Annotated in this window: 19 protein-coding genes and 1 pseudogene; 9 read left to right on the plus strand and 11 right to left on the minus strand. The window is 72.7% G+C overall.

Annotation, left to right across the window (positions count from 1 at the left end; genetic code table 11):
* Positions 1-2: 2 nt before the first annotated feature.
* Together GQF42_RS39335 and GQF42_RS39340 are read right to left on the minus strand one after the other, a co-directional pair.
* Positions 3-287: pseudogene (locus GQF42_RS39335) on the minus strand (2OG-Fe(II) oxygenase); the annotation flags it as partial.
* A gap of 11 nt (positions 288-298) precedes the next feature.
* On the minus strand, positions 299-808 hold the full coding sequence (locus tag GQF42_RS39340) for a methylated-DNA--[protein]-cysteine S-methyltransferase (protein WP_158927991.1): 510 nt from the start codon (positions 806-808) through the stop codon (positions 299-301).
* A gap of 179 nt (positions 809-987) precedes the next feature.
* Between GQF42_RS39340 and GQF42_RS39345 the strand changes: the two genes are divergently transcribed.
* The 3 genes from GQF42_RS39345 (at position 988) to GQF42_RS39355 (ending at position 3,855) form a co-directional block, all read left to right on the plus strand.
* On the plus strand, positions 988-1,227 hold the full coding sequence (locus GQF42_RS39345) for a hypothetical protein (RefSeq protein ID WP_158927993.1): 240 nt from the start codon (positions 988-990) through the stop codon (positions 1,225-1,227).
* Between the two features lie 4 nt (positions 1,228-1,231).
* Entirely contained in the window at positions 1,232-1,609 is a 378-nt protein-coding gene (locus GQF42_RS39350; RefSeq protein WP_158927995.1) for a toxin Doc, read from the plus strand.
* Between the two features lie 500 nt (positions 1,610-2,109).
* Complete coding sequence (locus tag GQF42_RS39355) at positions 2,110-3,855, plus strand: RICIN domain-containing protein (protein ID WP_158927997.1); 1,746 nt, start codon at positions 2,110-2,112, stop codon at positions 3,853-3,855.
* 46 nt (positions 3,856-3,901) lie between these two features.
* Here the strand turns inward: GQF42_RS39355 and GQF42_RS39360 are convergent, their stop codons facing one another.
* Complete coding sequence (locus tag GQF42_RS39360) at positions 3,902-5,071, minus strand: lactate 2-monooxygenase (protein WP_158931130.1); 1,170 nt, start codon at positions 5,069-5,071, stop codon at positions 3,902-3,904.
* A gap of 610 nt (positions 5,072-5,681) precedes the next feature.
* Here GQF42_RS39360 and GQF42_RS39365 point away from each other — a divergent pair.
* Positions 5,682-6,116: a subtilase-type protease inhibitor gene (locus tag GQF42_RS39365; RefSeq protein WP_158927999.1), complete on the plus strand. Its 435-nt coding sequence runs from the start codon at positions 5,682-5,684 to the stop codon at positions 6,114-6,116.
* 592 nt (positions 6,117-6,708) lie between these two features.
* Here GQF42_RS39365 and GQF42_RS39370 read toward each other — a convergent pair.
* Entirely contained in the window at positions 6,709-8,223 is a 1,515-nt protein-coding gene (locus GQF42_RS39370) for an MFS transporter (protein ID WP_158928001.1), read from the minus strand.
* Between the two features lie 174 nt (positions 8,224-8,397).
* Here GQF42_RS39370 and GQF42_RS39375 point away from each other — a divergent pair, with 174 nt between their 5' ends.
* The 3 genes from GQF42_RS39375 (at position 8,398) to GQF42_RS39385 (ending at position 10,601) form a co-directional block, all read left to right on the plus strand.
* Positions 8,398-8,742, plus strand: a complete 345-nt coding sequence (locus tag GQF42_RS39375; protein WP_158928003.1) for an ArsR/SmtB family transcription factor — start codon at positions 8,398-8,400, stop codon at positions 8,740-8,742.
* Positions 8,743-8,748: 6 nt separating this feature from the next.
* Positions 8,749-9,273 (plus strand): SRPBCC family protein, encoded by a 525-nt coding sequence (locus GQF42_RS39380; protein ID WP_158928005.1) that lies wholly within the window; start codon positions 8,749-8,751, stop codon positions 9,271-9,273.
* Positions 9,274-9,758: 485 nt separating this feature from the next.
* Positions 9,759-10,601 (plus strand): ribonuclease BN, encoded by an 843-nt coding sequence (locus GQF42_RS39385; protein WP_158928007.1) that lies wholly within the window; start codon positions 9,759-9,761, stop codon positions 10,599-10,601.
* A gap of 55 nt (positions 10,602-10,656) precedes the next feature.
* Here GQF42_RS39385 and GQF42_RS39390 read toward each other — a convergent pair whose 3' ends face one another.
* The 5 genes from GQF42_RS39390 to GQF42_RS39410 all read right to left on the minus strand — a co-directional run bounded on the left by GQF42_RS39390 (position 10,657) and on the right by GQF42_RS39410 (position 17,746).
* A complete protein-coding gene (locus GQF42_RS39390) occupies positions 10,657-13,482 on the minus strand; it encodes an NHLP bacteriocin export ABC transporter permease/ATPase subunit (protein WP_158928009.1) in 2,826 nt (941 codons plus the stop codon).
* Position 13,483: 1 nt separating this feature from the next.
* A complete protein-coding gene (locus tag GQF42_RS39395; protein ID WP_158928011.1) occupies positions 13,484-15,649 on the minus strand; it encodes an NHLP family bacteriocin export ABC transporter peptidase/permease/ATPase subunit in 2,166 nt (721 codons plus the stop codon).
* Between the two features lie 65 nt (positions 15,650-15,714).
* A complete protein-coding gene (locus tag GQF42_RS39400) occupies positions 15,715-16,518 on the minus strand; it encodes an HlyD family efflux transporter periplasmic adaptor subunit (RefSeq protein ID WP_158928013.1) in 804 nt (267 codons plus the stop codon).
* A 144-nt stretch (positions 16,519-16,662) separates the two neighbouring features.
* Positions 16,663-16,878 (minus strand): type A2 lantipeptide, encoded by a 216-nt coding sequence (locus GQF42_RS39405; RefSeq protein WP_158928015.1) that lies wholly within the window; start codon positions 16,876-16,878, stop codon positions 16,663-16,665.
* A gap of 454 nt (positions 16,879-17,332) precedes the next feature.
* Entirely contained in the window at positions 17,333-17,746 is a 414-nt protein-coding gene (locus GQF42_RS39410; protein WP_158928017.1) for a PaaI family thioesterase, read from the minus strand.
* 184 nt (positions 17,747-17,930) lie between these two features.
* Between GQF42_RS39410 and GQF42_RS39415 the strand changes: the two genes are divergently transcribed.
* Complete coding sequence (locus GQF42_RS39415; protein WP_233273633.1) at positions 17,931-19,379, plus strand: S1 family peptidase; 1,449 nt, start codon at positions 17,931-17,933, stop codon at positions 19,377-19,379.
* 104 nt (positions 19,380-19,483) lie between these two features.
* Here the strand turns inward: GQF42_RS39415 and GQF42_RS39420 are convergent, their stop codons facing one another.
* Complete coding sequence (locus GQF42_RS39420) at positions 19,484-21,625, minus strand: SpoIIE family protein phosphatase (RefSeq protein ID WP_158928019.1); 2,142 nt, start codon at positions 21,623-21,625, stop codon at positions 19,484-19,486.
* Between the two features lie 384 nt (positions 21,626-22,009).
* Between GQF42_RS39420 and GQF42_RS39425 the strand changes: the two genes are divergently transcribed.
* Positions 22,010-22,618, plus strand: coding sequence for a response regulator transcription factor (locus tag GQF42_RS39425; RefSeq protein ID WP_158928021.1), 609 nt, complete (start codon positions 22,010-22,012; stop codon positions 22,616-22,618).
* Positions 22,619-22,625: 7 nt separating this feature from the next.
* Here the strand turns inward: GQF42_RS39425 and GQF42_RS39430 are convergent, their stop codons facing one another.
* The gene (locus tag GQF42_RS39430) at positions 22,626-24,293 is read right to left on the minus strand and encodes an ATP-binding cassette domain-containing protein (protein WP_158931134.1); all 1,668 of its coding nucleotides are present in this window, start codon (positions 24,291-24,293) and stop codon (positions 22,626-22,628) included.
* Positions 24,294-24,317: the final 24 nt, after the last annotated feature.

The following is a 24,317-nucleotide window of genomic DNA, read 5'->3' on the forward strand; positions in this document are numbered from 1 at the left end:
CCTACGGGCAACCCCTGCGGACAGAGCGCGGCGCGCAGCGCGGCCACCGGGGCGGGCAGGTCATGGGTGAAGGAGCGGTACTGGCCGGAGCCGAACCGGTGCCGGGCCAGGTCGAGCGTCGTCCGGAACAGCTCCGGCTCGTCGTACAGCGCGGCGAGGTCGGCACACTCGGCGGGCGTCAGCAGCGGGCCGGTGGGCGCGCTGCCCTGCTCGTCCAGCTCGGCGGCGAGCCCGGCCCAGTCGGTGCGGGCCACGCGCCGCCGCGCCTGTGCCACGGTGAGCTGCATGACGGCCTCCCTCACACCAGCGTCGGCTGGAGCGCGCCTTCGTGTGTGAGCAGCCACACCTTGCGTGCGACGCCGCCCGCGTACCCGCGCATCGAGCCGTCCGCGCCGATCACCCGGTGGCAGGGGCGGACGAGCAGGAGCGGGTTGGCGCCCAGCGCCCGGCCCACCGCGCGCAGCTCGGCCCGTGGCACGCCCAGCCGGGCGGCCAGCACGCCGTACGTGGTCGTCGTGCCGTGGGGGATGTCGTCCAGGGCCTGCCAGACCGCCTGCTGGAAGGGGGTGCCGACGGGCGCGAGCGACAGGTCGAAGCGGGTCGGGCGGCCCGAGAAGTAGACCTCCAGCTGCCGGTGTGCCACGGCGAACGGCGCGTCGTCGCGGTCCTCGGCGCGGACGGCGGGCGCGCCGCGCTGCCCGGGCAGGGTGAGCGAGGTGAGCGCGAGACCGGCCGCCGAGACCGTGCCGGTCAGCAGCAGGTCGCCCAGTGGGCTCGGGTGGACGGTGTGCACAGTGCGGGTGTTCATCGGTGCTCCTGGTGTCCCGTGGTCGTCAGGTCGTTGTGCGTGCTGCCGAGTCTGCTGCGTACGGCGCCTGCGGACCGGCGGGAATCGGACATGGCTTTCGGATCTCGGAGGTACCGTTTCAGATAGCCTCTGACCTGGTGCTATTTACGGCGGAGTACCCGCGCGGTACCGTGAAGGACATGCCAGCTCTCAACGTGGAGTTCAGCGACCGGGAACTTGAGGACCTGCGGCAGATCGCCAAGGAGCGCGGTACGTCGATGAAGGCCCTCGTGCGTGAGGCCGCCGCCGCCGACATCGCCCGGCACCGGGCGCTGCAGGAGGGCGCCGAGACCTTCCGCCGGTTCTTCGCCGCGCACGCCGAGGAGTTCGCGGCGGCCTTCCCCGACGACGAGCCCCCCGCCAAGGACGAGGCCGCCTGAATCGATGCCCTCCGTCATTCATATCGACGTCCCCTGGCTGCTCCAGCGCCATGAGGAGGTCCTGCCCGACCAGCCGACGGTCGACGACTTCTCCGCGCTGGTCGCCGCTGTCGCCCGGCACCGTGTGGACCCGCCGCGGCTGGGGGTGGACTCCGACCCCGCCTGGCGGGCCGCCGCCCTGCTGCACACCCTCGCCCTGCTCAAGCCGCTGCCCGCGGCCAACGCCCGCTTCGCCTGCGCGACCGCCGTGGCCTACATGTTCGTCAGCGGCGTCGGCATCGACCCGCCCTACGGCGCCCTTGTCGACCTGACCCGCGACCTGATGTCCGGCAAGGCCGACGTGTACGGTGCCGCCGACCGGCTGCGTTCCTGGCAGATCTGAGTGCTGGGCCGGGCACCGGTCCGGTCCGACCTGCCCCGGCCGGCGGGGGAAGCCGCCGGGGCCGCCGGCCGGGTCAGGCGGAGCGGGGCCGCCGGCCGTGGGCGGGAGGAAGAGGGCCGGCGGCCGGTGTACGGGGCCTTTCGAGAGGGCCGGACCCAGTCCACCACCCGGGCCGTGGGGCCCGGGAGCGAGCGCGGCCGGCCGGTGTGTGCGCACGCTTCACACGGGGCGCTCGGAATTCCGAATGCGGTCGCACACGAACAGGCGGGACGGCTTCATTTCTGACTTTCTTTCAAACCTGTCGATGTTGTGCGGGCGCCTTGTTGCTCGTGTGTAAGTTGTGCAAGGGTTGACACGCCCGTGCGGGGGGTAAAGTCCGGGGTCTTTCCGGCAGTTGCGGATCCTTCGCCGGCCGAGCGCCGGTGCATTCGCCTCCCCGCGCGCGCCCGAGGAAGCATCGACGCATCACGCACCGATCTCGCACCAAAGGAATCCGCTCTGTGCCCACCCCCCACCCTCCTCGTCCGCCCTATCCGCCGCCGGGCGCAGACACCGGGGAACCGGACGAGTTGCTGGCCGGTCCGCTGCGGGCCGGCTCCGACGCGGAAGGCTCCCGGTCCGCCGCCCTGCTCATGGCCCGGCACTGGCAGCCTGCGCAGGAGTACGCGGTCATCTGCCTCGCCCTGTCCGGGCCGCTCGCCCACATGGTCACCGCCACCGCCTTCCACCAGGTACTCGGCCGGCTCGCGCTCGGCGAACCCGCCGAGGCGCTGCGGCCCCGGCTGCTCGTGGCAGTCAGGGACACGGTCGTCAACTGGTCCGGCACCGACCGCATCACCGCCGTACTGCCCGGACTCGCAAAGCCCGCCGGGGGCCGCGGAATGCGCGCCGCCAAGACGCTGATACCGGAAAACCGCGTTCTGTCCGACCGCTCCTTCCACGCCCTTCCCCGGCTGGAGCAGACGCTGCTGTGGCACACCGAGGTCGAGGCCGAGCCGACGACCGTTCCCGCCGCGCTGCTCGGTGTCGACACCGACAGCGCGACGGCCGCGTTGGAGCAGGCCCGGGAGAAGTTCCGCGAGGGCCTGGTGCGCGCCCACCGGGAACTCGCGCCCGGCAAGGACTGCCGCTACTACAACCGCCTGCTCGACGTCCCGATCCGCCGTGGCGGTGCCCTGCTGCCCGACGTACAGGAGCATCTGGCCGCCTGCTCCTTCTGCCGGCACGCCGCCGAGCAACTGGGCCACGCCGACGCCGCGCCCGGCGTGCTGCTCGCCGAGGCCGTGCTCGGCTGGGGCGCCCGCCGCTATCTCGACTCCCGCCCCGGCCGCCGGACCGGCCCGGCCCGCACCCGCGGCTCCCGGCGCTCGGGCGGACGCAGGCGCGGCGGGGGCGGGCCCGGCCTGCTCGCGCGCGCCGTGCTGTCCGGCGCACGCGGGAGAGCCGACGACGAACCGTCCGAACCACGGGCCCGGACAGGACAGTCCCGTGGCCGGCGGCACGGTGGCGGCGAGTCGGGACCGCTCGCCCGGTTCCCGGCGGCCGTCCTGCGCGCACCCGGCGCCGCCCTCTCCTCCCGCACGCTGCTCACCGGAGTCGGGGTCGCCTCGGCCGTGCTGCTCGCGACCGTCCTCGTGGTCGGCATGTGGCCGGACGGCGGTGACGGCACCGATCCGGTCGCCTCCACCGGCGCCGCCCCGGGGACCGCCGGCCCGGCCGCCCCCGGTTCCGCCACCGCGCCCGGCACCACGGGCCTGCCCACGGCCGGCCGGCCCGCGCGGCTGCGCAACGCCGCCGCCGACCTGTGCCTCGACATCAAGGGCACACCGAAAGCCGGGGCGGGCGCGGTCATGGCCGTCTGCTCCTCGGCCCTCACCCAGCGGTGGACGTACGACACCGACGGGCTGCTGCGCAGCGCCGCCGACTCGGGTCTGTGCCTGGACTCGCACGCCGACGCCGGAGTGGTGATCCTCGGCACCTGCGCCGAGGAGGACTCCGAGCGGTCCGCCGACGTGCGTTACGACCTCACCGCACAGGGCGAGTTGCTGCCCCGCTGGGACCGCACCCTCGCCCTCGCCGGCCCGGGCGGGACCCCGGGCGCCGATCTCGTCGTGACGGTCCGGGACCGCTCCGCCGGCCAGCGCTGGGTCACCGACGCGGCGTCGGCGAGCCCGGGCTCCCTGTCGACCGCCGGTTCGGGCGGGCCCTTTGCGCAGCCGGGCGGGCCGGCGGAGCAGGACATCTGAGAGATCGCCGGTGGCGGACCGACCGCCACCGGCTGCGGGTACGGCGTCACACGGGGTCCTCGACGAGGTCGGCCGCCGACACCGTCCCCGGGCGGGCGTGCCCGGACAACGCGAGCGTGAGGTCGAACTCGGCCAGCAGACACCGGATGACATGCTCGACGCCCGCCTGCCCGTCCAGGCCGAGCCCGTAGACGTAGGGCCGGCCGAGCAGCACCGCCCGCGCGCCCAGGGCCAGCGCCTTGAACACGTCGTCGCCGGTGCGCACCCCGCTGTCGAACAGCACCGTCAGCCGGTCGCCGACCGCCTCCGCGACCCGGGGCAGCGCGTCGGCCGCGGCGACCGAGCCGGCCACCTGGCGGCCGCCGTGGTTGGAGACCACCACCCCGTCCATCCCGGCATCTGCGGCCAGCCGGGCGTCGTCCGGGTGCAGGACGCCCTTGAGGACGATCGGGCCGTCCCAGTGCTCCCGCAGGAAGGCCAGGTCCGGCCAGGTGTGGCCGGCGTCTCCGAACAGGCCCAGGAAGTGCAGCACGGCCGCCTTCAGGTCCTCGTGCACGGGCTTGTCGAGCCCTGCCTGGAACGCCGGGTCGGAGAAGTAGTTGGCCGTGCCGACTCCGTGCAGGAACGGCAGGTACGCCTGGTCCAGGTCGCGCGGCCGCCATGCCAGCAACTGGGTGTCGAGGGTGACCACCAGCACCGAGAAGCCGGCGGCCTTGGCCCGGGCGAGGAAACTCCGGGTGACCTCGCGGTCCTTGCCCCAGTACAGCTGGAACCACCGCTCGCCGTCCCCCATCTCCCGGGCCACCTGCTCCATCGGCGTGCTGGACGCCGACGACAGGATGTACGGCACGCCTCGCGCGGCGGCGGCCCGGGCCGCCGCCGACTCGGCGTCCGGGTGCATGATCTTCAGTACCCCGACGGGCGCCAGCGCCAGCGGCGCCGGCAGGGACCGCCCGAGCACCTCGGTGGACAGATCCCGCTCGGCCACGTCCCGCAGCATGCGCGGCACGATCCGGCGCCGGGCGAGCGCGGCCCGGTTGGCGCGGCTCGTGCTGCCGTCGCCCGCGCTGCCCGCCACGTACCCCACCGGGCCCGGCGGGAGCCGGTGTTCGGCCACTTCCGCGAGCCGGGTCAGATCGGTGGGGAGTCGGGGCACGGCCCCCGTCATCCCGTTCAGATAGATCTCGTACTGGAAGTCGGCCCAGTGCTGCGCCATCCGGCCGTCCGCCTCTCCTCGCCGATGGGATGGGTACGCGTGCAGCCCGACGATAGTGGCGGGTGGCGGGTGGCGGGTGGCGGGTGGCGGGTGGCCGGTGGCCGAGGTGACGGGTGACCGGTTCGGCCGGCCCACGGCGGTGTCGACGCCCTCGGGGTCGGAGAACAGGCACAGCAGGAAGGGTGCGCCGACGGTGCGGCGGCCGAAACGGCATGATCCAGGGGATGGTTCGTCCACCTTCCGCGTCCCCGGTGGAGGAAACGAACACCGGCCGGGATCCGGGGGTGCCCCCCGCTTGGTGATCATTTCATGAACACAAGGAGTCATGAAGGGGCTTGAGGGGGTCGAAGCCGGAATGTTTCAGGACGATTAACGAAGCGCCGATTTTCGGCCATTGAAACGCTTCGATGGAACGGAACCCGCTCCGTTCCTGGGTCACGGTGTGCAAATTCCGTGACATCGCGCCACTGATTCAACACGAAAGGTTACTGAAACCCATGCGTGCGATGTGTGTTTCGGCGGGGGACTCGGCAGAGTGGCGCTCGCCGCTCCGGTGCCCGACCCGGGCCCGGGCCGGCACCACGAATGTTCGAGCGGAAGGATGCACACAATGCGGAACACCGCGCGCTGGGCAGCGGCCCTCGGCCTCACGGCCGCCGCCGTTTGCGGACCCCTGACCGGGGCCGCCGTCGCTGCACCGGGCGCCGCCCCGTCGTCGCTGTACGCCCCGTCGGCGCTGGTTCTCACCACCGGCCACGGCAGTGACGCGGCCACGGCCACGCCCGAGCGCGCCGTCACCCTCTCCTGCGCTCCCACGCCCTCCGGTACCCACCCGGACGCGGCCCGGGCCTGCGCCGAACTGCGCGGCTCCGGCGGTGACTTCAGCGCGCTCAAGCCCGCCGAGGGCGTGTGGTGCAACAAGCTGTACGACCCGGTGGTCGTCACCGTCCAGGGTGTCTGGCAGGGTCAACGCGTCTCCTACGAGCGGTCCTTCGGCAACGCGTGTGTGAAGGACTCCATTGTCGGCGGTGTCTTCGCCTTCTAGGCGGTACACCGTCCAAGGCCGGGATCGCACGGATCTCCGTACTTGCCGGATCAGGTCCGTAACTGGGGAGTGCGGCCCCTGGAGCGGGGAACCTGCGATCTCGCACCGGGACCGACGGGCGGAGTGGGGCCGCCCGCCGGTTCCCGGGCACAGAGCCGCTCCCCGGGCAGGCCCGTGGGGGGCCTCCCGGGGAGCGGCGAAAAAACACCGGTTTCAACCGGGTCGCCGGGCCGGAGCCGGTGACTCGTGTCGCGGCAAGCGGCGCGGCAGGTCACGGAGCGACACGGCCGAGGCGCCGAGCCACGCGGCTCGGGCACGAACCGCACGGCTCAGGCACCCCGCACGGCGAGTGCGCGGGGGCCGCCGGACCGGCACCCGCTCCCCGGCAGTGCGCGTACGCGGCGCGGAACCGGCGGAACCGACATGCCAACTGCGGCTCCTGGTACCGGCGGACGAACGTCCCGTCCCCAGGACGAGGGACACGGCGCTGCCGAGCACCGCCCGCGCCTTGCGCACCCCCTGCACCACGACGGGCCGAGGGGCCGCCGTCTCCCTGCTGACGGCGGCGCCTCGGCCCGTCGTGGTCCGGCGGTCACATGTGGACGACCGGAGCGGCCCCCGCGTCCTGCTGCGGCAGCCCGCGCCGGTAGAGCAGGAAGGCGATCAGCGCGCCCGCGGCGAAGAGCCCCGCGGACCACCAGAAGGCGGTGGTGTAGCTCTCGATGGTCGCCTGCGCCCGGACCAGCTTGCTGGTGGCGTCCCGGCCGGCCAGGTAGTTCGTGGCGGCGGTCGACGCGAGGGTGTTCAGCAGCGCCGTACCGATCGAACCGCCCACCTGCTGCATGGCGTTGACGGCTGCGGAGGCCACCCCCGCGTCCTCCGCCGCGACCCCGCCGGTGGCCAGCTGCATGGCCGGCGGCATGACCAGACCGAGGCCGACGCCGATCACGACCAGCTGGGGCAGCACCGCGGTCGAGTAGTGCGCGCCGAGGCCGATGCCGGTCAGCCAGGCCATGCCGGCCGTGGCGATCGCGAAGCCCAGCGGGATGACCGCCTTCGGGCCGATCCTGGGCAGCAGCACCGTGGTGCCCACCTGTGCGGTCACCATCAGCGCGCCGACCATCGGCAGGAACGCCACACCGGTCTTCGTGGGGCTGAAGCCGAGGTTGAGCTGGAGGTAGTAGGTCAGGAAGAGGAACACGCCGAACATGCCCGCGCCGGTGATCAGCACCGCGAGGTAGGAGGCGGCGCGGTTGCGGTCGAGCAGGATGCGCAGCGGCAGCAGCGGGTGCGCGGCCCGCGTCTGCCACCAGGCGAAGGCCGCCAGCAGCAGACCGCCCGCGATCAGGAAGCCCCAGGTCAGCGGCGAACTCCAGTCGTGGGTCTCGGCGTTGGAGAAGCCGTACACCAGGGAGAAGAGACCGGAGGCGACCAGGACCGTGCCCGGCACGTCGAGCCTGGCGCCCGCGGCGTCGCGGTGGTTGCTCAGCAGGATCCAGCCGCCCGCGAAGGCGACGACCGCGATGGCCACGTTCACATACAGCGTCCAGCGCCAGTCCAGGGCGTCGGTCAGCACACCGCCGAGCAGCAGGCCCACCGCACCGCCGGCGCCGGCGATCGCGCCGTACACGCTGAAGGCGCGGGCCCGTTCCCGGGCGTCGGTGAAGGTGGTGTTGAGCAGGGACAGCGCGGCGGGCGCGAGGAGGGCGCCGAAGGCGCCCTGCAGGGCGCGGGCGACCACCAGCATCGTGAAGCCGTTCGCGGCGCCGCCGAGTGCGGAGGCCCCGGCGAAGCCGACGACGCCGACGAGGAAGGCGGGCTTGCGGCCGAACAGATCGGCGATGCGGCCGCCGAGCAGCAGCAGGGAGGCGAAGGCGAGGGCATAGGCCGTCACGATCCACTGCCGGTTGCCGTCGGAGAAGCCGAGGTCGGTCTGGGCGGACGGCAGGGCGATGTTCACGATCGTGGCGTCGAGGACGACCATCAGCTGGGCGACGGCGACGACCGCGAGGATCCACCACCGCTTGGGGGAGGCCCCGCTCGTCTCGGCCGCGTCGACTGCGGCGGCTCCGGCCCGGGGGCCGTCGGCCAGGGTCTGCTGGGACATGAACCACTCCAGGGAAGTCGTTCGGGTGCGGAAGTAAACGGCACGTAAACGAAACTGTTTCGTACACATCGAGAGTAGAGCACTTTCATCGAAACGGCAACGTTTCGCTGGACTCCGTGAGGGTGCGGGTTATATGTCTTGACAGGCATATAACCCGCAGCGCATATTGGCCGCATGTCCGATGCGGCGCTCTGGTCCGCCCTGGCCGACCCCCACCGGCGGGCGATCGTCGCGCTCCTGCGGGAGGGGCCCCGGCCCGTCGGGGAGATCGCCGAGATCTGCGGGCTGAGCCAGCCGAGCACGTCCAAGCATCTGAAGGTGCTCCGGGAGGCGGGCCTGGTCCGTGTCCGGCAGGACGCGCAGCGACGCGTCCACGCCCTGGACCCGGCTCCGATCGTCGCCCTCGACGCCTGGCTGGAGCCCTATCGCAGGCTGTGGAACAGCAGCCTGGACACCCTGGGCCGGCGCCTGGACGAGACGTCGGACGACACCCGACACCCCTCACCACCCAAGGACTGAAGCGCCATGCCCGTCGACCTCACCGGCACCTGTCTGACCCTGGACGACGGCCACCCCGCCGTCCGGTTCACCCGCACCTACGACCACCCGGCGGACCGGGTCTGGCAGTTCGTCACCGATCCCGACGAACTCGAGCAGTGGTTCCCGTTCCGCGCCGAGATGGAGCTGCGCCCCGGCGGCACCATCCGCTTCAGCGGCCCGGACGTGCCCGAGTTCACCGGCCGGGTGCTCGCCATCGACCCGCCACGGCATCTGTCCTTCGAGTGGGGCGGCGACGAACTCCACTTCGACCTGGAGGCGGTCGCCGAGCGGCGGACCCGGTTCACGCTCACCAATGTCCTCGGCGAGGCGAACACCGCCGCCCGCAACGGTGCCGGCTGGGAGGTGTGTCTCGGCGCCCTCGACGCCAAGGCGCGCGGTGAGCGCTTCGAGGGGTCGCACACGGGGCCGAGCGCATCCTGGAAGGAGTACTACGCCGGCTATCTCGACGCCGGTGCGCCCTCCGGCGCCCCCGTGCCGGGCCTGGACTGACCGGCCGCTCGGGTCGGCTCGTGAGTACCCGGGACCGGGCGGAGGGCAGCGCGCCGGGCCCGGCCGGCAGCCGCGCGCCGAACCACCCGTCCGGGAACGCGGTGCTCCCGTGGCGCATGTACCGGGTGCGGTACTCGCCCCGGGTGTCCGCGGCCGAGACCGGCCGCGGGTGACCGCGCCCCGGACCGCGGCCGCTGCCTACCGCCTGACCTGCTACGGCGTGCTTGCGGACGGGGTCACCCCGGGCGGGCCTCCTGCCCCAGCCGGTGCTCCACTGCCAAACCGGGCGTCGGCGGGCCGGGTGCCACGGCCGGACCGCGTAGCGGCACGCGGCGGCGGATCCGGCCCGGCAAGGGGACAGCGGCCCCGTCGGCTCGCGGGTGCCGCCGGCTCACTCCTGCGCCGTGTCGCCGCGGGTGCGAGTTGCCCGAAGCGCGCCAGGATGGATGAATCGGCACAGGAGGAGACAGAAGGACACGGGGGGAATGGCGGCGAGCGCGGGAGGAGCCGTGGAGTGGTGGCGGCGCGGCCTGCACCGTGCTTGGCAGTGGCTGAGGGTGCGGGCTCTGTTCGAGCACGGCCGGGAGCTGGAACTGCTGCACCGGGCCATGGGGTTCGCCACCCTCGCCCTGGTGACGCTGGCCCCGCTGCTGATCGTGGTGGCCGCCGCCGACCCGCTGGCCCGGGGCGGGTTCGCCGCCTGGCTGACCGACGGCATGGGTCTGTCCGGGCCGTCCGCCCGTGCGCTCACCGACGTCGTCAGCCCGCCGCGCAACGTCGTCGGCACGACCAGCGTCTTCAGCCTCGTCCTGCTCGGCGTCTTCGGCGTGACCTTCGGCGGCAGTGTGCAGAACGCCTACGAACGCATCTGGGGCCTGCCGTCCGGGCCCTGGCACCGGGTGTGGCGGCAGGCGACCTGGCTGGTGGTGCTCACCGCCTACCTCTACCAGGAGGCGGCCACGAAGACCATGCTGTCCGGCGGCCGGCGGATCGTGCTGTCCGCGGTGACCGGCGTGCTCTTCTTCTGGTGGGGACAGCGTTTCCTGCTGGGTGGCCAGATCCAGTGGCGCTCCCTGCTGCCCGGCGCCGTCGCCACCGTCCTCGGCCTGTCCGGCCTGCGGGCCTTCTCCTCTCTCGTCTTCACCCCGCTGATCGTCACCAACGCACTCAGTTACGGCGCCGTGGGCACCGTCCTCGTGGTCGAGTCCTGGCTGATCGGCGTCGGGTTCGTCATCTACGGCGGTGCCCTGTTCGGCCGCTGGTTCTGCGAGCACCACTGGATGCCCTCCCACCACCACCGGGCCGGGGAGCAGACCGAGCAGCCCTAGGTCCTGTCGTCACACGCCCGTCCTCGCGGGCCAGACGGGAATGTGACGACAGGGCTCAGGCCATCTGCCTGCGCACCAGCTCGTGCAGCCGGCCCCCGGTGTCGGCGAGCAGCTCGGCCGGGCTGCCCTGCTGGACGACCTTGCCGTCCTCCATCACGATCACCCGGTCGGCGTCCAGGACCGTCGACAGCCGGTGGGCGATGACGATCCGGGTGGCGTTCAGCTTGCGGGTGCTGTCGATGACGATGCGCTGGGTGTCGTTGTCCAGGGCGCTGGTGGCCTCGTCGAAGAAGAGGATCCGCGGACGCCGGATCAGGGCCTGGGCGATCATCAGGCGCTGCCGCTGGCCGCCGGAGATCGCACCGTTGCCGGCCACGATCGTGTGCAGCCCCATCGGCATCCGCTTGATGTCCTCCGCGAGCCCCGCCATCTCGGCCGCCGCCATCGCCTCCTCGGGCGTGTACGGCTCGGTGCCGCAGATGACGTCCAGGATGGAGCCCGTGAACGGCTGGGCGTGCTGCAGGACCACTCCGCACTGACGGCGCAGCGCCGACTGGTCGAGCGCCGCGAGGTCCTGGCCGTCGTACAGGACGCTGCCGGAGACCGGCTTGTCGAAGCCGATGAGCAGCCTCAGCAGGGTGGACTTGCCACAGCCGCTCGGGCCGACGACGGCGACGAACTCGCCCGGCCGGATGGCGAACGACACGTCGTCGAGGACGAGCGGCCCGTCGTCGGCGTACCGGAAGGACAGCCGGCGGGCCTCGATCGCACCCGACAGCGGGCCCGGCCGGGTGCTGGACGTGCGCACCTCGGGGGTCGCCTCGAAGACCGGCTTGATCTCCTCGAACAGCGGCAGCGCGGCCACCGCCGAGACGAAGGAGCCGGTCAGCTGGGTGACCGCGGTCAGCACCATCGTCACCGAGGTGTTGAAGGTGAGGAAGTCCGCCGCCGACATCGCGCCCCTGGCCGGGCCCGCCAGCAGCATGAACATCAGCAGCGTGCACACCGGCAGATAGACCGAGCCCAGCACCGAGGTGAGGTTCTTGATCCGGCCGACCTTCTGCTGCAGCTCCCGGCTGCGCGCGAACTCCCGCGCCCAGGCGGCGTACGCGTAGTTCTCGGCCGCCGCCACCCGCAGCTTGGGCAGACCGCGCAGGGTCTGGAAGGCCTGGTTGTTCAGCTTGTTGCCGAGCGACACCAGCCGCCGCTGCCAGCGCACCTGCCACAGTCCGAGACCCAGGAACACGGCCGCGATGACGACGAGCATGCCGAGCGCCGCCGTCGCCATCGCCGGGCTGTACCAGAACAGCATCCCCAGGTTCATCGCGCCGACCGTCACCGACTGCGCGACCACCGGGCCGACACCCGCCAGCAGCCGGCGGATCGCGCTGATGCCCATGGCGGCACTGGCCAGCTCACCGGTGGAGCGCTGGGTGAAGAACCGGGTGGGCAGCCGCAGCAGCCTGTCCCACACGGCGGGCTGCAGCGCGGCCTCGATCCGGCCCTCCAGCCGCAGGATGGAAAGGTTCTCCAGCAGCGTGAAGGCCGCCGCCACCACCCCGCTCACCATCACGGCCAGGCACACCTGGACGATCAGGCCCGACTGCGCCGTCGGCACGTACTCGCCGAGCACCTTGCCGGTCGCGACCGGCACCAGCGCGCCGATCACCACCGTCACCAGCCCGGCGAGCAGCAGGCCGAGCAGGTCACCGCGGGTGCCCTGGAGACTGAACCGCAGCAGACCGAGCGGCGAGAGCGCCTTGTCCGGCAGCGGCCGGTAGAACATCACCGCGCGCGGTTCGAACTCCTCCGTGTTGGCCTTCTCGATCGGCGTCTCGCGTCCGGTGCCGGGATGTACGGCGACGTACCCGCCGCGCCGCCACAGCAGCGCGACCGGCGCCCCGGACAGCGCCCGGTGTCCGACCAGCGGGCCCACGTTCTCCCGCCACCAGCGCCCCTGGAGCCGTACGGTCCGGGTGCGCACCCGGGAGGCGAGGGCGACCCGCTCCACCGGGTCGAGGCGTTCGCTCTCGGTGCCGCTCTGCGCGGGCTCGGCGAGGGTGATCCCGGCCGCCTCGGCGACCAGCCTGCAGGCCGCGTAGCCGGCATCGGCGTCCGCGGCCGTCGTCCGGCGGGCCGAGCGCCTGCCGATGGAGGCGAGCAGCGTCTGGTCGGCCTGGGCGCGGACCTCCTCACCGGCCTTGATACCGGCGGCGGCGCGCGTCTCGTGGGTGCGCTCCAACTGCTCGATCCACCGGTCCAGCGCGGTCAGCAGCCGGTACTGCTGGTCCACCATGGACTGCCACAGCGCCGGGTCCATCAGCAGATCGGCGGCGGCCTCCGCACCGTACAGCGAGCCGTACTGGACGCTGCCCGGCGGGACCTGCATCCAGAACACGTCGTCGTCGGTGGGTGCCTGGGAGCGGTCCTCGGCCATCGGGGCCTGGAACAGGACGGACAGCCCGCGACCGACGCCGAGCGCGACCGCGTACTCCAGCGGGCTGGTGGCGGGCGGAACGTACTGCGGGTTGCCGTACTCGTCGTAGGACCAGGTCTGGGTGTTGGCCGGCTGGTACAGCTCGCGCAGGTTGATCCGGTGCACCACGCAGTCGCGCACCGGGCGGGCCACCAGGGTGTGCTGGGGTCCGGCGACCGGGCCGAGCAGCAGTGTGCCCGCCGCCAGCCGGCCGAGGTGGTGCCAGTGGCCCTGCTGGGCCGCGTCCACCGCAAACAGGTCCAGGGCGCCGGCCGCGACCAGCCAGAGCACCTGCGGGCCCTCGAGGTCGACGCGGTTGAAGCCGGCGCAGTCCACGCGCGTGCCGAGCGAGCCGAGCGCGCCGATGACGAGGTCGCCGTCGTACCCCTCCTGAACAGTCGTCATCTCACCGCTCCCTGACCAGCGCGGCGTATGCGCCGCCGTGCGCCACCAGTTCCTCGTGCCGCCCGCGTTCGACGACCGTGCCGTGCTGGAGCACCACGATCTCGTCGCTGTCGCGGACCGTGCTCAGCCGGTGCGCGATCACCACGCAGGCGCAGCCGCGCCGGCGCAGGTTGTCCATCACGATCAGCTCGGTCTCCGCGTCCAGCGCGCTGGTCACCTCGTCCAGCACGAGGATGCTCGGCCGGCGCACCAGTGCCCGCGCGATCTCCAGGCGCTGGCGCTGACCGCCGGAGAAGTTGTGGCCGTCCTGCTCGACCCTGCTGTGGATGCCGCCCGGCCGGCGCATCACCACGTCGTACAGGGCCGCGTCCTTGAGCGCCTCCACCACGGCCTCGTCCGGGATCGACGGATCCCACAGGGCCACGTTGTCGCGGACCGAGCCCTCGAAGAGGAACACGTCCTGGTCGACGAAGGAGACCGAGGAGGCCAGCGCCCCGCGCGGGATGTCCTCCAGACGGCGGTCGTCGATGCGGATTACCCCGTCCCACGGGGCGTACAGGCCCGAGATCAGCCGGGACACCGTCGACTTGCCGCTTCCGGAGCCGCCGACCAGCGCCACCTGCTGCCCCGGACCCACGGTCAGGTCGAAGCCGCTCAGCAGCGGTTTGTCCAGCGGGCTGTAGCCGAAGGTGACGTTCTCCAGCTCGACGTGCCCGTGCAGCCGCCGCGTGGAGTCGCCGCCGCCGGGGCGGGCGTAGAGCGGGTCGGTCTGGAAGTTCTCCACGTCCTTCAGCCGGGCGACGTCGGCCGCGAAGTCCTGGATCCGGCCCGCCACGCCGTTGAGCCGGGTGAGCGGGGCGGTGAAGCGGGTCACCAGCGACTGGAAGGCGACCAGCAGACCCACCGAGATGTGCCCCTCGACGGCCCGCATGCCGCCGATCCACAGGATCAGCGCGCTGTTGAAGGTGGCGAGGGTCGGCGCGACCACCCCGAGCCACGCGCTCGGCACCCCGAGCCGCTGCTGCTCCTCCAGGGTGGTGGCGTGCTGCCCGGCCCACTTGCGGAAGTAGCCGTCCTCGCCACCGGTCGCCTTCATCGTCTCGATCAGCTGAAGGCCGGTGTACGAGGTGGTGGTCAGTCGCGCGGTGTCCGCGCGCAGCTTCGCTGTCCGGGTCGCCCGCAGCCTTACGACCAGCCGCATGGCGACCACGTTGAGCAGGGCCACGCCGATGCCGACGAAGGTCAGCTGCGGGTCGTAGGTGTAGAGCAGCACGGCGTACAGCACGACCACGATCGCGTCCACGCCCGCCGCCGCGAGGTCCCGGGCCAGGGTCTCGGCGACCTGGTCGTTGGACTGCAGGCGCTGCACCAGGTCGGCGGGGGAGCGCTGGGCGAAGAACGTGACCGGCAGCCGCAGCAGATGGCGCAGGAAGCGGGCGCTGGAGAGGGTGGAGGAGATGATCCGGCCGTGCAGCAGATTGGCCTGCTGGAGCCAGGTCAGCACCAGGGTGAGCAGCACACAGGTGCCCATCGAGGCGAACAGCACGCCCAGCAGCGACGTCTGTCCGTCGATGAGGAACTTGTCGATGTAGGTGCGGCTGAGCGCGGGTACGGCGGCGCCGACCGCGACCAGCAGCAGACTGGCGAGGACGGCGGCGGGCAGGGTGCCCGCGGTGCCGCGCAGCCGGGCCGGCATCGCGCCGAGCACGCCCGCCTTGCGCCCGCCCCTGGTGAAGCCGTCACCCGGCTCCAGCACCAGCACCACACCGGTGAAGCTGCCGTCGAACTCCTCCATGGGCACGAACCGGCGGCCCTTGGCGGGGTCGTTGATGTACACCCCGCGCCGGCCGAAGCGGCGGCCCATGCCGTCGAAGACGACGTAGTGGTTGAACTCCCAGAACAGGATGGCCGGTGCCGCGACCTCGGCGAGCGCGGCCAGGTCCATCTGCATGCCCTTGGCGGTCAGGCCGTAACTGCGGGCCGCCTTGAGCAGGTTGGAGGCGCGCGAGCCGTCGCGGGAGACACCGCAGGCGATGCGCAGCTCCTCCAGCGGGACGTGCCGGCCGTAGTGGCCGAGGATCATCCCGAGGGAGGCGGCGCCGCACTCGACGGCCTCCATCTGGAGCACGGTGGGGGTGCGGACCGTGCCGCCGCGGGGCTTGGGCACCGGCCGCCTGGCCGGTGCGGCCCTTCTGCGGCCACGGGTGTCCTGGCCATTTCCCGGCTGAGGGCTCACGGCAGCAGCCAATCGATCGGACGCTGGTCGGCCAGCTTGACCGAAGCGGAGGCGAGAGTCATCGAGTCGAGCCCGAACGGCGGCCCGTCGGAGGTGGACCAGCGATAGCCGCTCTTCGTGGCCGACGTGTCCAGGACGACCGTGACGGCCACCGGGCGGTCCTTGCGGGTGAACTGCTGGCCGAGCTGGCTGTCGCCGAGGAACGCGGAGATCGACTGGGCGGACTGCGCCTCGCGGTCCACCGACTTCACCCAGCCGCGCAGCACACCGTACGTCTGCGTCGGCACCGAGGAGACGGTGAGGTCCACGGAGGCGTGCGCCGGGATCGAGGCGGCGTTCTCGGCGGGGACGTACACGGTCGCGTACAGCGGGTCGGAGGCGTGGGCGACCTTCTCCACGGAGGCGACACTGGTGCCGGTCTGGATGATCTGCCCGATGGTGGCGGCGAGCGCGGTGACGCGGCCCGCGGCGACGCTGCGCACGACCGAGTCGCCCTGTGCGGTACGGACCTTGAGGACCGGGGCGTTCGCGGGCAGCTGCTCGCCCTGGTGCGCGAGGACGGCGATGACCTGGCCGGACACCGGGCTCTGCAGCACGTAACTGCCCTGTCCGTGGGTGAGGATGGCGGGCGCGTCCACCGTGGAGGCGACCGAACCGGTCACGGCCCAGACGGAGGCCGCCGCCATGACGACGACGGTGACGCCCAGCGCGAGCCATCCCTGGGGACGGGCCAGCCGCACCGGAAGGTCCAGTTCTTCCGGCGACTGGAGCTTGGCGAGGGCCTGTTGGCGGAACTGCACGGAACTTCCCTCACCCGAGGAGAGACAGCGTGACGACAAAGACACGGGCACCTGTGACGGCGGACGGTATCCGGCCGTACGTGGGCACCCGAGAGCCCCGGAGCCGCGAAACGGCTCCGGGACTTCGGTGACACCGTGGTGCGATCAGAGACCGGCGACCAGGTCGGTGACCGGCTGAACGTTCAGGCCGGTGACACCCTCGACGGTGCCGATGGCGGTGTTGGCCAGGCCGGAAACCGGGGCGATGCCGTTGATGGCGCCCGTCACGGTGTTGAGGGCGTTCACGGACAGGCCGCCGGAGACGTTGTCCAGCTCGGCGTCCGAGATCTCGACGGTCTCAACCTGGGGGGTGGAGTTCATGATGGAACTTCCCTTCCTAATGGATATTTCACAAAGGGGGAGCGGCCCCCTCTGGGGACAGACGGGACGCGCGGCCGCGGGCGCCCGGCCCCCGTCACCCAGGGGCCCGCAGCGACCCCCGCGGTGCGATGGATCAAAGCACGCACGTGGGGCGCGCTTCCAATCAACCAGGGCGCTCACCAGGGCACTTGGCTGGGGAACGGGTTCATCCGTGCAGGCGCACGCACGGCTTGTCGGCGACTCCTTCACAAGCCGCGCCGCATCGTCGCGTCCGGTCCCTTGTCTTACTGACGGCGAATCCGGCACTCCGCGCCAAACGTGTGTCCGGGGGCGCGCACATGTGCAGATCCGCGGTCATCGGTGACCCGCTTGGGTATTCGATGTGCAGATTCGCTGAAGCTGTGATTCCGTTACACGTCCGGAACGGTCCGTTACTGATCGGTGGCGGACCGTGTCAGCCCAGAATCGCATAGACCGTGCTCGCGCGGGCGGCGAGCGCGCCCGAGCCGGCATCGGTCAGTGTGACGTCCGCGAACGCCATCCGGCGCCCCAGTCTCGTCAGGACCGCTTCGATCAGGACATCCGAACCGGTCACCGGCCGCTGGAACGACGTCGACTGCTGCACGGTCGTCATCGGCACGAAGGCACCCCGCGCGGCCGACACCGCGATCACCGTCGCCGTGTCGGCAGCCGCCATCAGGGCCTGCCCCGACAGCGCGCCACCCTCCCGTGCCAGCCCCTCGGACCAGGGCAGACGCAGCATGGCCCGGTCCTCGCCGACTCCCTCGGCCCGGAGTCCGAGATCGCGCACCCAGGGCGCGAAGCAGGCGGAGAGGATCTTGTCGGCTTCGGCGGTGGTCATCGTCATATGGGTGCTTGTTCCCGGCCGCCCGCCACGCCACGCGCACCATGGCCGATTCACCCGCCCCGCACGGCAGTTGCGCTCCGGCTTTGAACACGGCGCGCGCCGTGTGCGTACGTACGGCCATCCAGGCGCCCCGATACGAACTGCCCAAGAGCGGCAGACCCCCGTCCCCAGGAGGTCGAGAAGTTTGAGTCACAAGCGAATGCCCAAGCGCAAAGCCGCGATAGCGGTGGGCGGTGTCGCGGCGCTCGGAGCGGCGGCTCTCCTGCTGCCCAACGCCATGGCGTCCCAGGACAAGAACGACACGAACGCCGCGGGCACCCTCGGCACCGCGCGGACCCTGAAGGCCTCGGACGCCTCCGGCCTCGCCGCCCAGGTGCAGAAGATCCTCGGCACCGCCTTCGCCGGGTCGTACTACGACAGCGCCAAGCAGCAGCTGGTCGTCAACGTGGTCAACGGCGACAGCAACACGGTCGTCCAGGCCAAGAACGCGGGCGCGGTCGTCCGCCAGGTGAAGAACAGCACCAAGGCGCTCAAGACCGCCGCAGGAACGCTCAGGACCAAGGCGACGATCCCCGGCACGTCCTGGGCCGTCGACCCGCGCACCGACAAGATCCTCGTCACCGCCGACGCCAGCGTCACCGGCGCCAAGTGGAACAGACTGCAGTCGACCGTGCAGAGCCTCGGCTCCGGCATGGCGACCCTGAAGAAGTCCGCCGGGAAGTTCAGCACCTTCGTCTCGGGCGGCGACGCCATCTTCGCCCAGACACAACAGGGTGGTGTCCGCTGCTCCCTCGGCTTCAACGTCACCGCGTCCGACGGCAGCCCCGCCTTCCTGACGGCCGGTCACTGCGGGGTCGCCGCCAAGGACTGGTCCGACTCCCAGAACGGCCAGCCCATCGCCACCGTGGACCAGGCGAAGTTCCCCGGCAACGACTTCTCGCTCGTCAAGTACAACGACAAGACCACCCAGGCATCCAGCGAGGTCAACGCCGGCAACGGCCAGACCGTGCAGATCACCCGGGCCGCGGACGCCACCGTGGGCGAGACCGTGTTCCGCATGGGCTCCACCACCGGCCTGCACAACGGCCAGGTCACCGGCCTCGACGCCACCGTGAACTTCGCGAGCGAGACCGTCCCGGGCGGCACCGACACCGTCAACGGCCTCATCCAGACCAACGTCTGCGCCGAGGCCGGCGACAGCGGTGGCTCCCTGTTCACCCAGGACGGCAGCGCGGTCGGCCTCACCTCAGGCGGCAGCGGCGACTGCACCAGCGGCGGCGAGACCTTCTTCCAGCCGGTCACCGCCGCCCTGCAGGCCACCGGCGCGACGCTCGGCAACGGCGGCAGCGGCGGCGCGGGTGGCCAGTCCGGCTCCGCTGCCCCGTCCGCCTCGGCGAGCGACCCGTCCGGCGCCGGCGGCGACCAGTCCGGCTCCGCCGCCCCGTCCGCCTCGGCCACCGACCCGTCGGGCAGCGGCGCTTCCGACCCGTCGGGCAGCGGAGCCACCGACCCGTCGGGCAGCGGGGCTTCCGACCCGTCCGGCGCCGGGTCGGGGGACCAGTCCGGCAGCGGCAGCGACGTCTCCGGCAGCGGCTCCGCGAACGATGGATCGTCCCTGACCGGCACCCGCTGAGCCGACCGTTTCACTCCGCACTCCCCGCCCGGCCTCACCCGCGGTTCCCGGCCGGCGGGGACACGGTCCGGTCCTCCGGCAGGAGGGCCGGACCGTCTCACGCCTCAGGCGCCGGGGCAGGCCCGCAGCAGCAGCACCGCCACATCGTCCGTGCGCCGCCGTACCTCCGCACTGTGCCGTACGACCTCGTCCGCCAGCTGTTCCAGCGGCCGGTCGCCGATCTCCGACAGCAGCGAGCCGAGGTCGGCCAGAGCGTCCTCGATGTCGATACCGGGGGACTCCACCAGACCGTCGGTGTACAGCACCAGGACCGAACCGCGCGCGAGGGGCACCTCGGTCGTCGGATACGCGGCGGCCGCGTCGATCCCGAGCAGCGGACCGCCGGCCAGGTCCAGCACCCGCACCCGCCCGTCCGGCCGTCGCAGCAACGGTGGCGGATGCCCGGCCCGCGCCATCACGGCCCGCCCGTGCGCCGGATCGAGCCGCAGGTACAGGCAGCTGGCGAACAGCTCGGAACCCAGGTCGATCAGCAGCCGGTTGGTGCTGCTCATCACCTCGTGCGGCGCCTGCCCGACCGTGGTGTACGCCCGCACCCCGGTACGGATCTGCCCCATCAGGCCCGCCGCCGTCACATTGTGCCCCTGTACGTCCCCGATCACCGCCGACGTCAGCGGCAGCGTCGGCACCAGGTCGTAGAAGTCGCCGCCGATGTCCATGCCGTGCGTGGCCGGCAGGTAACGGGCCGCCGCCTCGATACCCGGCGGCGGCGCCAGCGAGCTGGGCAGCAGTGCCTGCTGAAGCCCGTGCGCCAGCCGGTGCTTGGCGTCGTAGAGCTGGGCGCGCTCCAGCGCCTGCGCGATCAGCCCGCCCAGGGAGGTCAGCACGGCCCGCTCGTCGGCGGGGAAGACATGCGGCTCGGCATACGCCAGCACACAGGTGCCCACCGGCCGCCCGGACGCGATCAGCGGCAGATACGCCCAGGCCGCGAAGCCGTCCGGGGTGTGGTGCCGGCCCGGATACAGCCGCTCCAACTGCTCACGCGAGTCGAAGAACGCGGGCACCCCGCTGGTCAGGGCATGGGTGCCCGGGGTGCGCTCGGTCAGCGGCAGCCCGTGGAACCGTTCCACGATCCGCGGGTCGCCGTATCCCCGGTGCCCCAGCACATGCAGCCGCCCGCCCTGTGAACCGAGGATCACCACCGCCTGGCCGCCGACCGCCGGGGTCACCTCGTCCCACACCAGCTGCACCACGTCCTGCACCCCCACCGCCTCGGTCAACGCCGCCGCGAGGCCCAGCACCTGCGAGATCGTCACCAGCCGGGACGCCGCCGGAGCGGTCTGCGGTGTCTCGTACGCCATGTCCGCCACCGCCCGGGCCCGGGTGATGCGCACGCTCAGCCCGGTCGTACTGGGATACATCCGGAACGACAGCCACTCGCCCGGCGGACGCAGCGCCACGAACGACGTGACCTGCTGGCTGATCAGCGCCCCCCGGTAACGCTCCTCGTACATCGGGTCGTTGAGCCAGGGCACCGACTCCCACGGCACCGTCCCGAGCAGTTCCTCGGCCATCGTGCCGAGCATCTCGAGCGCGGCCGTGTTGACGAACGCAATCCGGCCGTACAGATCCAGCGACATCAGCCCGTACGGCAGCCGGGACACCATCCGAACCGCCTCGACGGGGCCCAGCGTGCCGGCCGCGTCCGGCGCCGGCACCGCCAGCACATCCGCCTCGGGGCCGATCGGCAGGTTCTTCGCTGCGGCCCGCTCCAGACGCCGTGCCAGCCCGTTGCAGGCCGCCATCAGATGTGCGCGCTCCCCTTCGGACAGGTCCGGCGGATGCACGCCCGGCCAGATCACGAACACCGCGCCGTACACCCGGCTCTCGGTCGCCACGGGCATCGCGGCCAGCGCGAACGGGTACGGCAGGACCACCGCGATCCGCGGATAGGAGCGCGCCATCGCCTCCTCGCCGCCCACCCACACCAGCCGCCGCTCGCGCGCCGCGTCGGCGACCGGGATCGGTGCGCTCAGCCCGACCCGCTCCCACGGTGCCGCGAACGCCCGGGGCATCCCCGCGTGCACCGCCATCTCCAGGACCGGCCGGTCCGGCCGGAGCAGATACACCGCGCCGGAGTGGGCGTGCACCTCCTCGAGCATCGTGGCCAGCGCGAACGACAGCAACGGCTGGGCGACCGCCGTCCTGTCGGCCGCCGGTGCCGGTCCCGGCCCTGGCCCGTCGGACACGCCACCACCTCCTCGTACGGCCGCGCGTGGCGCCCCGGGGGCCAGACTCCCTCGCGGGGGCGCGCCGCGCACGGCGAGCGCCCCGGCCCGGACGCCGCTGGACACCCGGATCCGTACCGACTCCTGTGCGGGCACCGGAAGCGCGGATGGCGTACGGGCGCCCCGCGTGCGCCCCCGCGCACCCTGATGGCCGAATCTCCGCGCCCGTGAACGAGAGACGCGCCCAAGAATGGGCAGGCACTTTCCGCGCCGCGGACCACCAGGCGGGCGGCGCACGGGAGAGGGGGAGGACCGCGCCGGTGATCACCGGGCGGGCCGCGACCGGCCGGTACGGCACGGGCGGCGAGGCGGAACGGTGTACGACGACCTGCGAGGGGGCGGGGCATGATCCGGGTACTTCTGGTGCACGACGCGTGTCTGGAGCGATCGGTGCTGGCGGAATGGCTGGACCGGGAACCGGGTCTCGCCGTGGACGACACGCCGTGGCGGAACGCCGCCGCGCGCATACGGTCCTTGTCGCCGGACGTGTGCGCGGCGGACCTGGCCTGCGTCGACGGCCATGGCACACCCCCGATCGGTGAGCTGTCCCCGGCGCGGAACGGCGGCCGGCCGCCGGCGCTGGTGGTGCTGGCCCACGCGAACCGGCCGGGCCTGCTCAAACGGGCCGCCGAGGCGGGCGCCCTCGGTTTCGTCGACAAGGCGGGCTCACCGGACCGGCTGGTGCACGCCATCCGCAGCGTCGCAGTGAGGGAACGTTTCGTCGATGCCTCGCTCGGCTTCGGATTCCTCAAGGCGGCCCAGATGCCGCTGACCAGACGCGAGCTGAGCGTCCTGTCCCTGGCGGCCGGCGGTGCCTCGATAGCGGAGATCGCCGGGAGCCTGCATCTGTCCCACGGCACGGTCCGCAACTACATGGCGTCGATCACCCGCAAGACGGGGGCCCGCAACCGGATCGACGCCATTCGCATATCGCGCGGGGAAGGGTGGCTGTGACCCGGACCTAGGAGGGCAGGGGGGCCTGGTGTGGTGTCCAGCCTGCGGTCAGGCTCCGGTAGAGGGCCGAGGTGCGCAGCAGCTCCTCGTGGGTGCCGCAGACGGTGCGCGTGCCGTCCATGACCAGGATCCGCCCGGCACGGCGGGCGGAGCTGAGACGGTGGGCGACGATCACGAGCGTGCCGCCGGGGCGCGCGGCAAAGGCCCGTTCGGCGCGCGCCTCCGCCTCCGGGTCGAGATGGCAGGTCGCCTCGTCCAGCAGGGCGAGCGGGGCCGGCGAGAGATAGGCCCTGGTCAGCGCGATCAGCTGGCGCTCGCCGGCCGACAGCCCGGCCGGATCGACCCGGGCGCCGGGTCCGCCCAGCATCCGCAGCAGCGGGGCCAGCCCGACCGCGTCGGCGGCGGCCAGCAGCTCCGCCTCCGGCACGGGATCCGGGCGGAACAGGGACAGGTTCTCGGCGAGGGTGCCGCCGTGGACGTACGCCTCCTGCGGGATCAGCACGGTTGCCTGCGGCGCGGGGGCGGGGTTTCCGTACACCCGGATCGTGCCGCGCTGGGGGGTGAGCAGGCCGCAGACCAGTCCGGTGAGCGTCGATTTCCCGATGCCGCTGGGGCCCACGACGGCCAGGTGGGCGCCGGTGGGGAGGGTGAGGTCGAGGCCGTCGAGGACCGGTTCGGCGTCGGGGCCGTAAGCAAAGGTGACGGAGGCGAGGGTCAGGGCGGGGGAGTCCGGGGAGCGGGGAACCGACGGCTCCTGGCGGCCGCGGGGTGTGGGTGGCCGGCCGTGCGGTTCCCCGCACACCAGGGGCGCGCGGGTCAGTCTGCGCAGGACGACCGTCAGGCGGGAGCCGCTCGTGCCCAGGCCGTGGACCAGGTTCTGCAGGGCCGGGAGCAGGGACTGGGTGACATAGGCCAGCGCGCCGACCAGCGCGCCCGGGGTGACGCCGCGGCGCAGCAGCCAGGGTGTGGTGAGCAGCAGCAGGACCACGGGCAGCTCACCGCCCACGGCCAGCGCGGCCGTACGGGCCAGACTCCAGCGGGCCAGGGCGCGGGCGGTGCGCAGCTCGGCGTCGATCCGCTCCCCGACGTCCGCCGCGGCCCGCTCCTCGGCACCGGCCGCCGTGACGTCCCGCAGCCCCGGGCACAGTGCGCCCAGCTCCCCGGCCAGCGCCTCGTCGGCGGTGAGGAACGCCTCCTGACGGCGAGCCAGCGGCCGCAGCGTCGCCGCGAACAGGGCCACACCGGCCAGCAGGGGCGGCAGCACGACCGCCAGCAGCAACGGCGCCAGCGAGAACAGGCCGATCAGCGCACCGGCGGCGGTGAACAGGAACGAGCGCGAGACCATCACCACGCCCGCGAGCGTGTCCCGGGCCAGTTCCACCTGCTGGGTGAGCCCGGACAGCGCGCCCGGGTCCGCCTCCCGCACCCCACGCCCGACGACCGCCGTCACCAGCTGGTCCCGGGCCGGTTCGACCAGCGCGGCGACCACGCCGTACACCCGCCCGGTGCCGTACGCCCCGGCACCCACGGCGAGCCCCGCCGCCCCCAGCCACAGCAGGCCCGTGCGTACGTCCCCGGCCAGGAAGCCGGCGTCCAGCGCCCGCGCAAGCGCGTACCCGGCGAGGAAGGTCTGCCCCGCCTCCAGCAGGGACCAGGCACCCAGCCGCAGCAGCACCCGCCACCGCGCCCGCAGAAACCG

Source organism: Streptomyces broussonetiae (genome assembly GCF_009796285.1).
In the GTDB taxonomy this organism is placed as follows: domain Bacteria; phylum Actinomycetota; class Actinomycetes; order Streptomycetales; family Streptomycetaceae; genus Streptomyces; species Streptomyces broussonetiae.

Bases quoted from the DNA above. Each gene is read 5' to 3' on its own strand.
- GQF42_RS39340 (WP_158927991.1), bottom strand. From the start codon at position 808: ATGAACACCCGCACTGTGCACACCGTCCACCCGAGCCCACTGGGCGAC.
- GQF42_RS39345 (WP_158927993.1), top strand. From the start codon at position 988: ATGCCAGCTCTCAACGTGGAGTTCAGCGACCGGGAACTTGAGGACCTG.
- GQF42_RS39350 (WP_158927995.1), top strand. From the start codon at position 1,232: ATGCCCTCCGTCATTCATATCGACGTCCCCTGGCTGCTCCAGCGCCAT.
- GQF42_RS39360 (WP_158931130.1), bottom strand. From the start codon at position 5,071: ATGGCGCAGCACTGGGCCGACTTCCAGTACGAGATCTATCTGAACGGG.
- GQF42_RS39365 (WP_158927999.1), top strand. From the start codon at position 5,682: ATGCGGAACACCGCGCGCTGGGCAGCGGCCCTCGGCCTCACGGCCGCC.
- GQF42_RS39370 (WP_158928001.1), bottom strand. From the start codon at position 8,223: ATGTCCCAGCAGACCCTGGCCGACGGCCCCCGGGCCGGAGCCGCCGCA.
- GQF42_RS39375 (WP_158928003.1), top strand. From the start codon at position 8,398: ATGTCCGATGCGGCGCTCTGGTCCGCCCTGGCCGACCCCCACCGGCGG.
- GQF42_RS39380 (WP_158928005.1), top strand. From the start codon at position 8,749: ATGCCCGTCGACCTCACCGGCACCTGTCTGACCCTGGACGACGGCCAC.
- GQF42_RS39385 (WP_158928007.1), top strand. From the start codon at position 9,759: ATGGCGGCGAGCGCGGGAGGAGCCGTGGAGTGGTGGCGGCGCGGCCTG.
- GQF42_RS39390 (WP_158928009.1), bottom strand. From the start codon at position 13,482: ATGACGACTGTTCAGGAGGGGTACGACGGCGACCTCGTCATCGGCGCG.
- GQF42_RS39405 (WP_158928015.1), bottom strand. From the start codon at position 16,878: ATGAACTCCACCCCCCAGGTTGAGACCGTCGAGATCTCGGACGCCGAG.
- GQF42_RS39410 (WP_158928017.1), bottom strand. From the start codon at position 17,746: ATGACGATGACCACCGCCGAAGCCGACAAGATCCTCTCCGCCTGCTTC.
- GQF42_RS39425 (WP_158928021.1), top strand. From the start codon at position 22,010: ATGATCCGGGTACTTCTGGTGCACGACGCGTGTCTGGAGCGATCGGTG.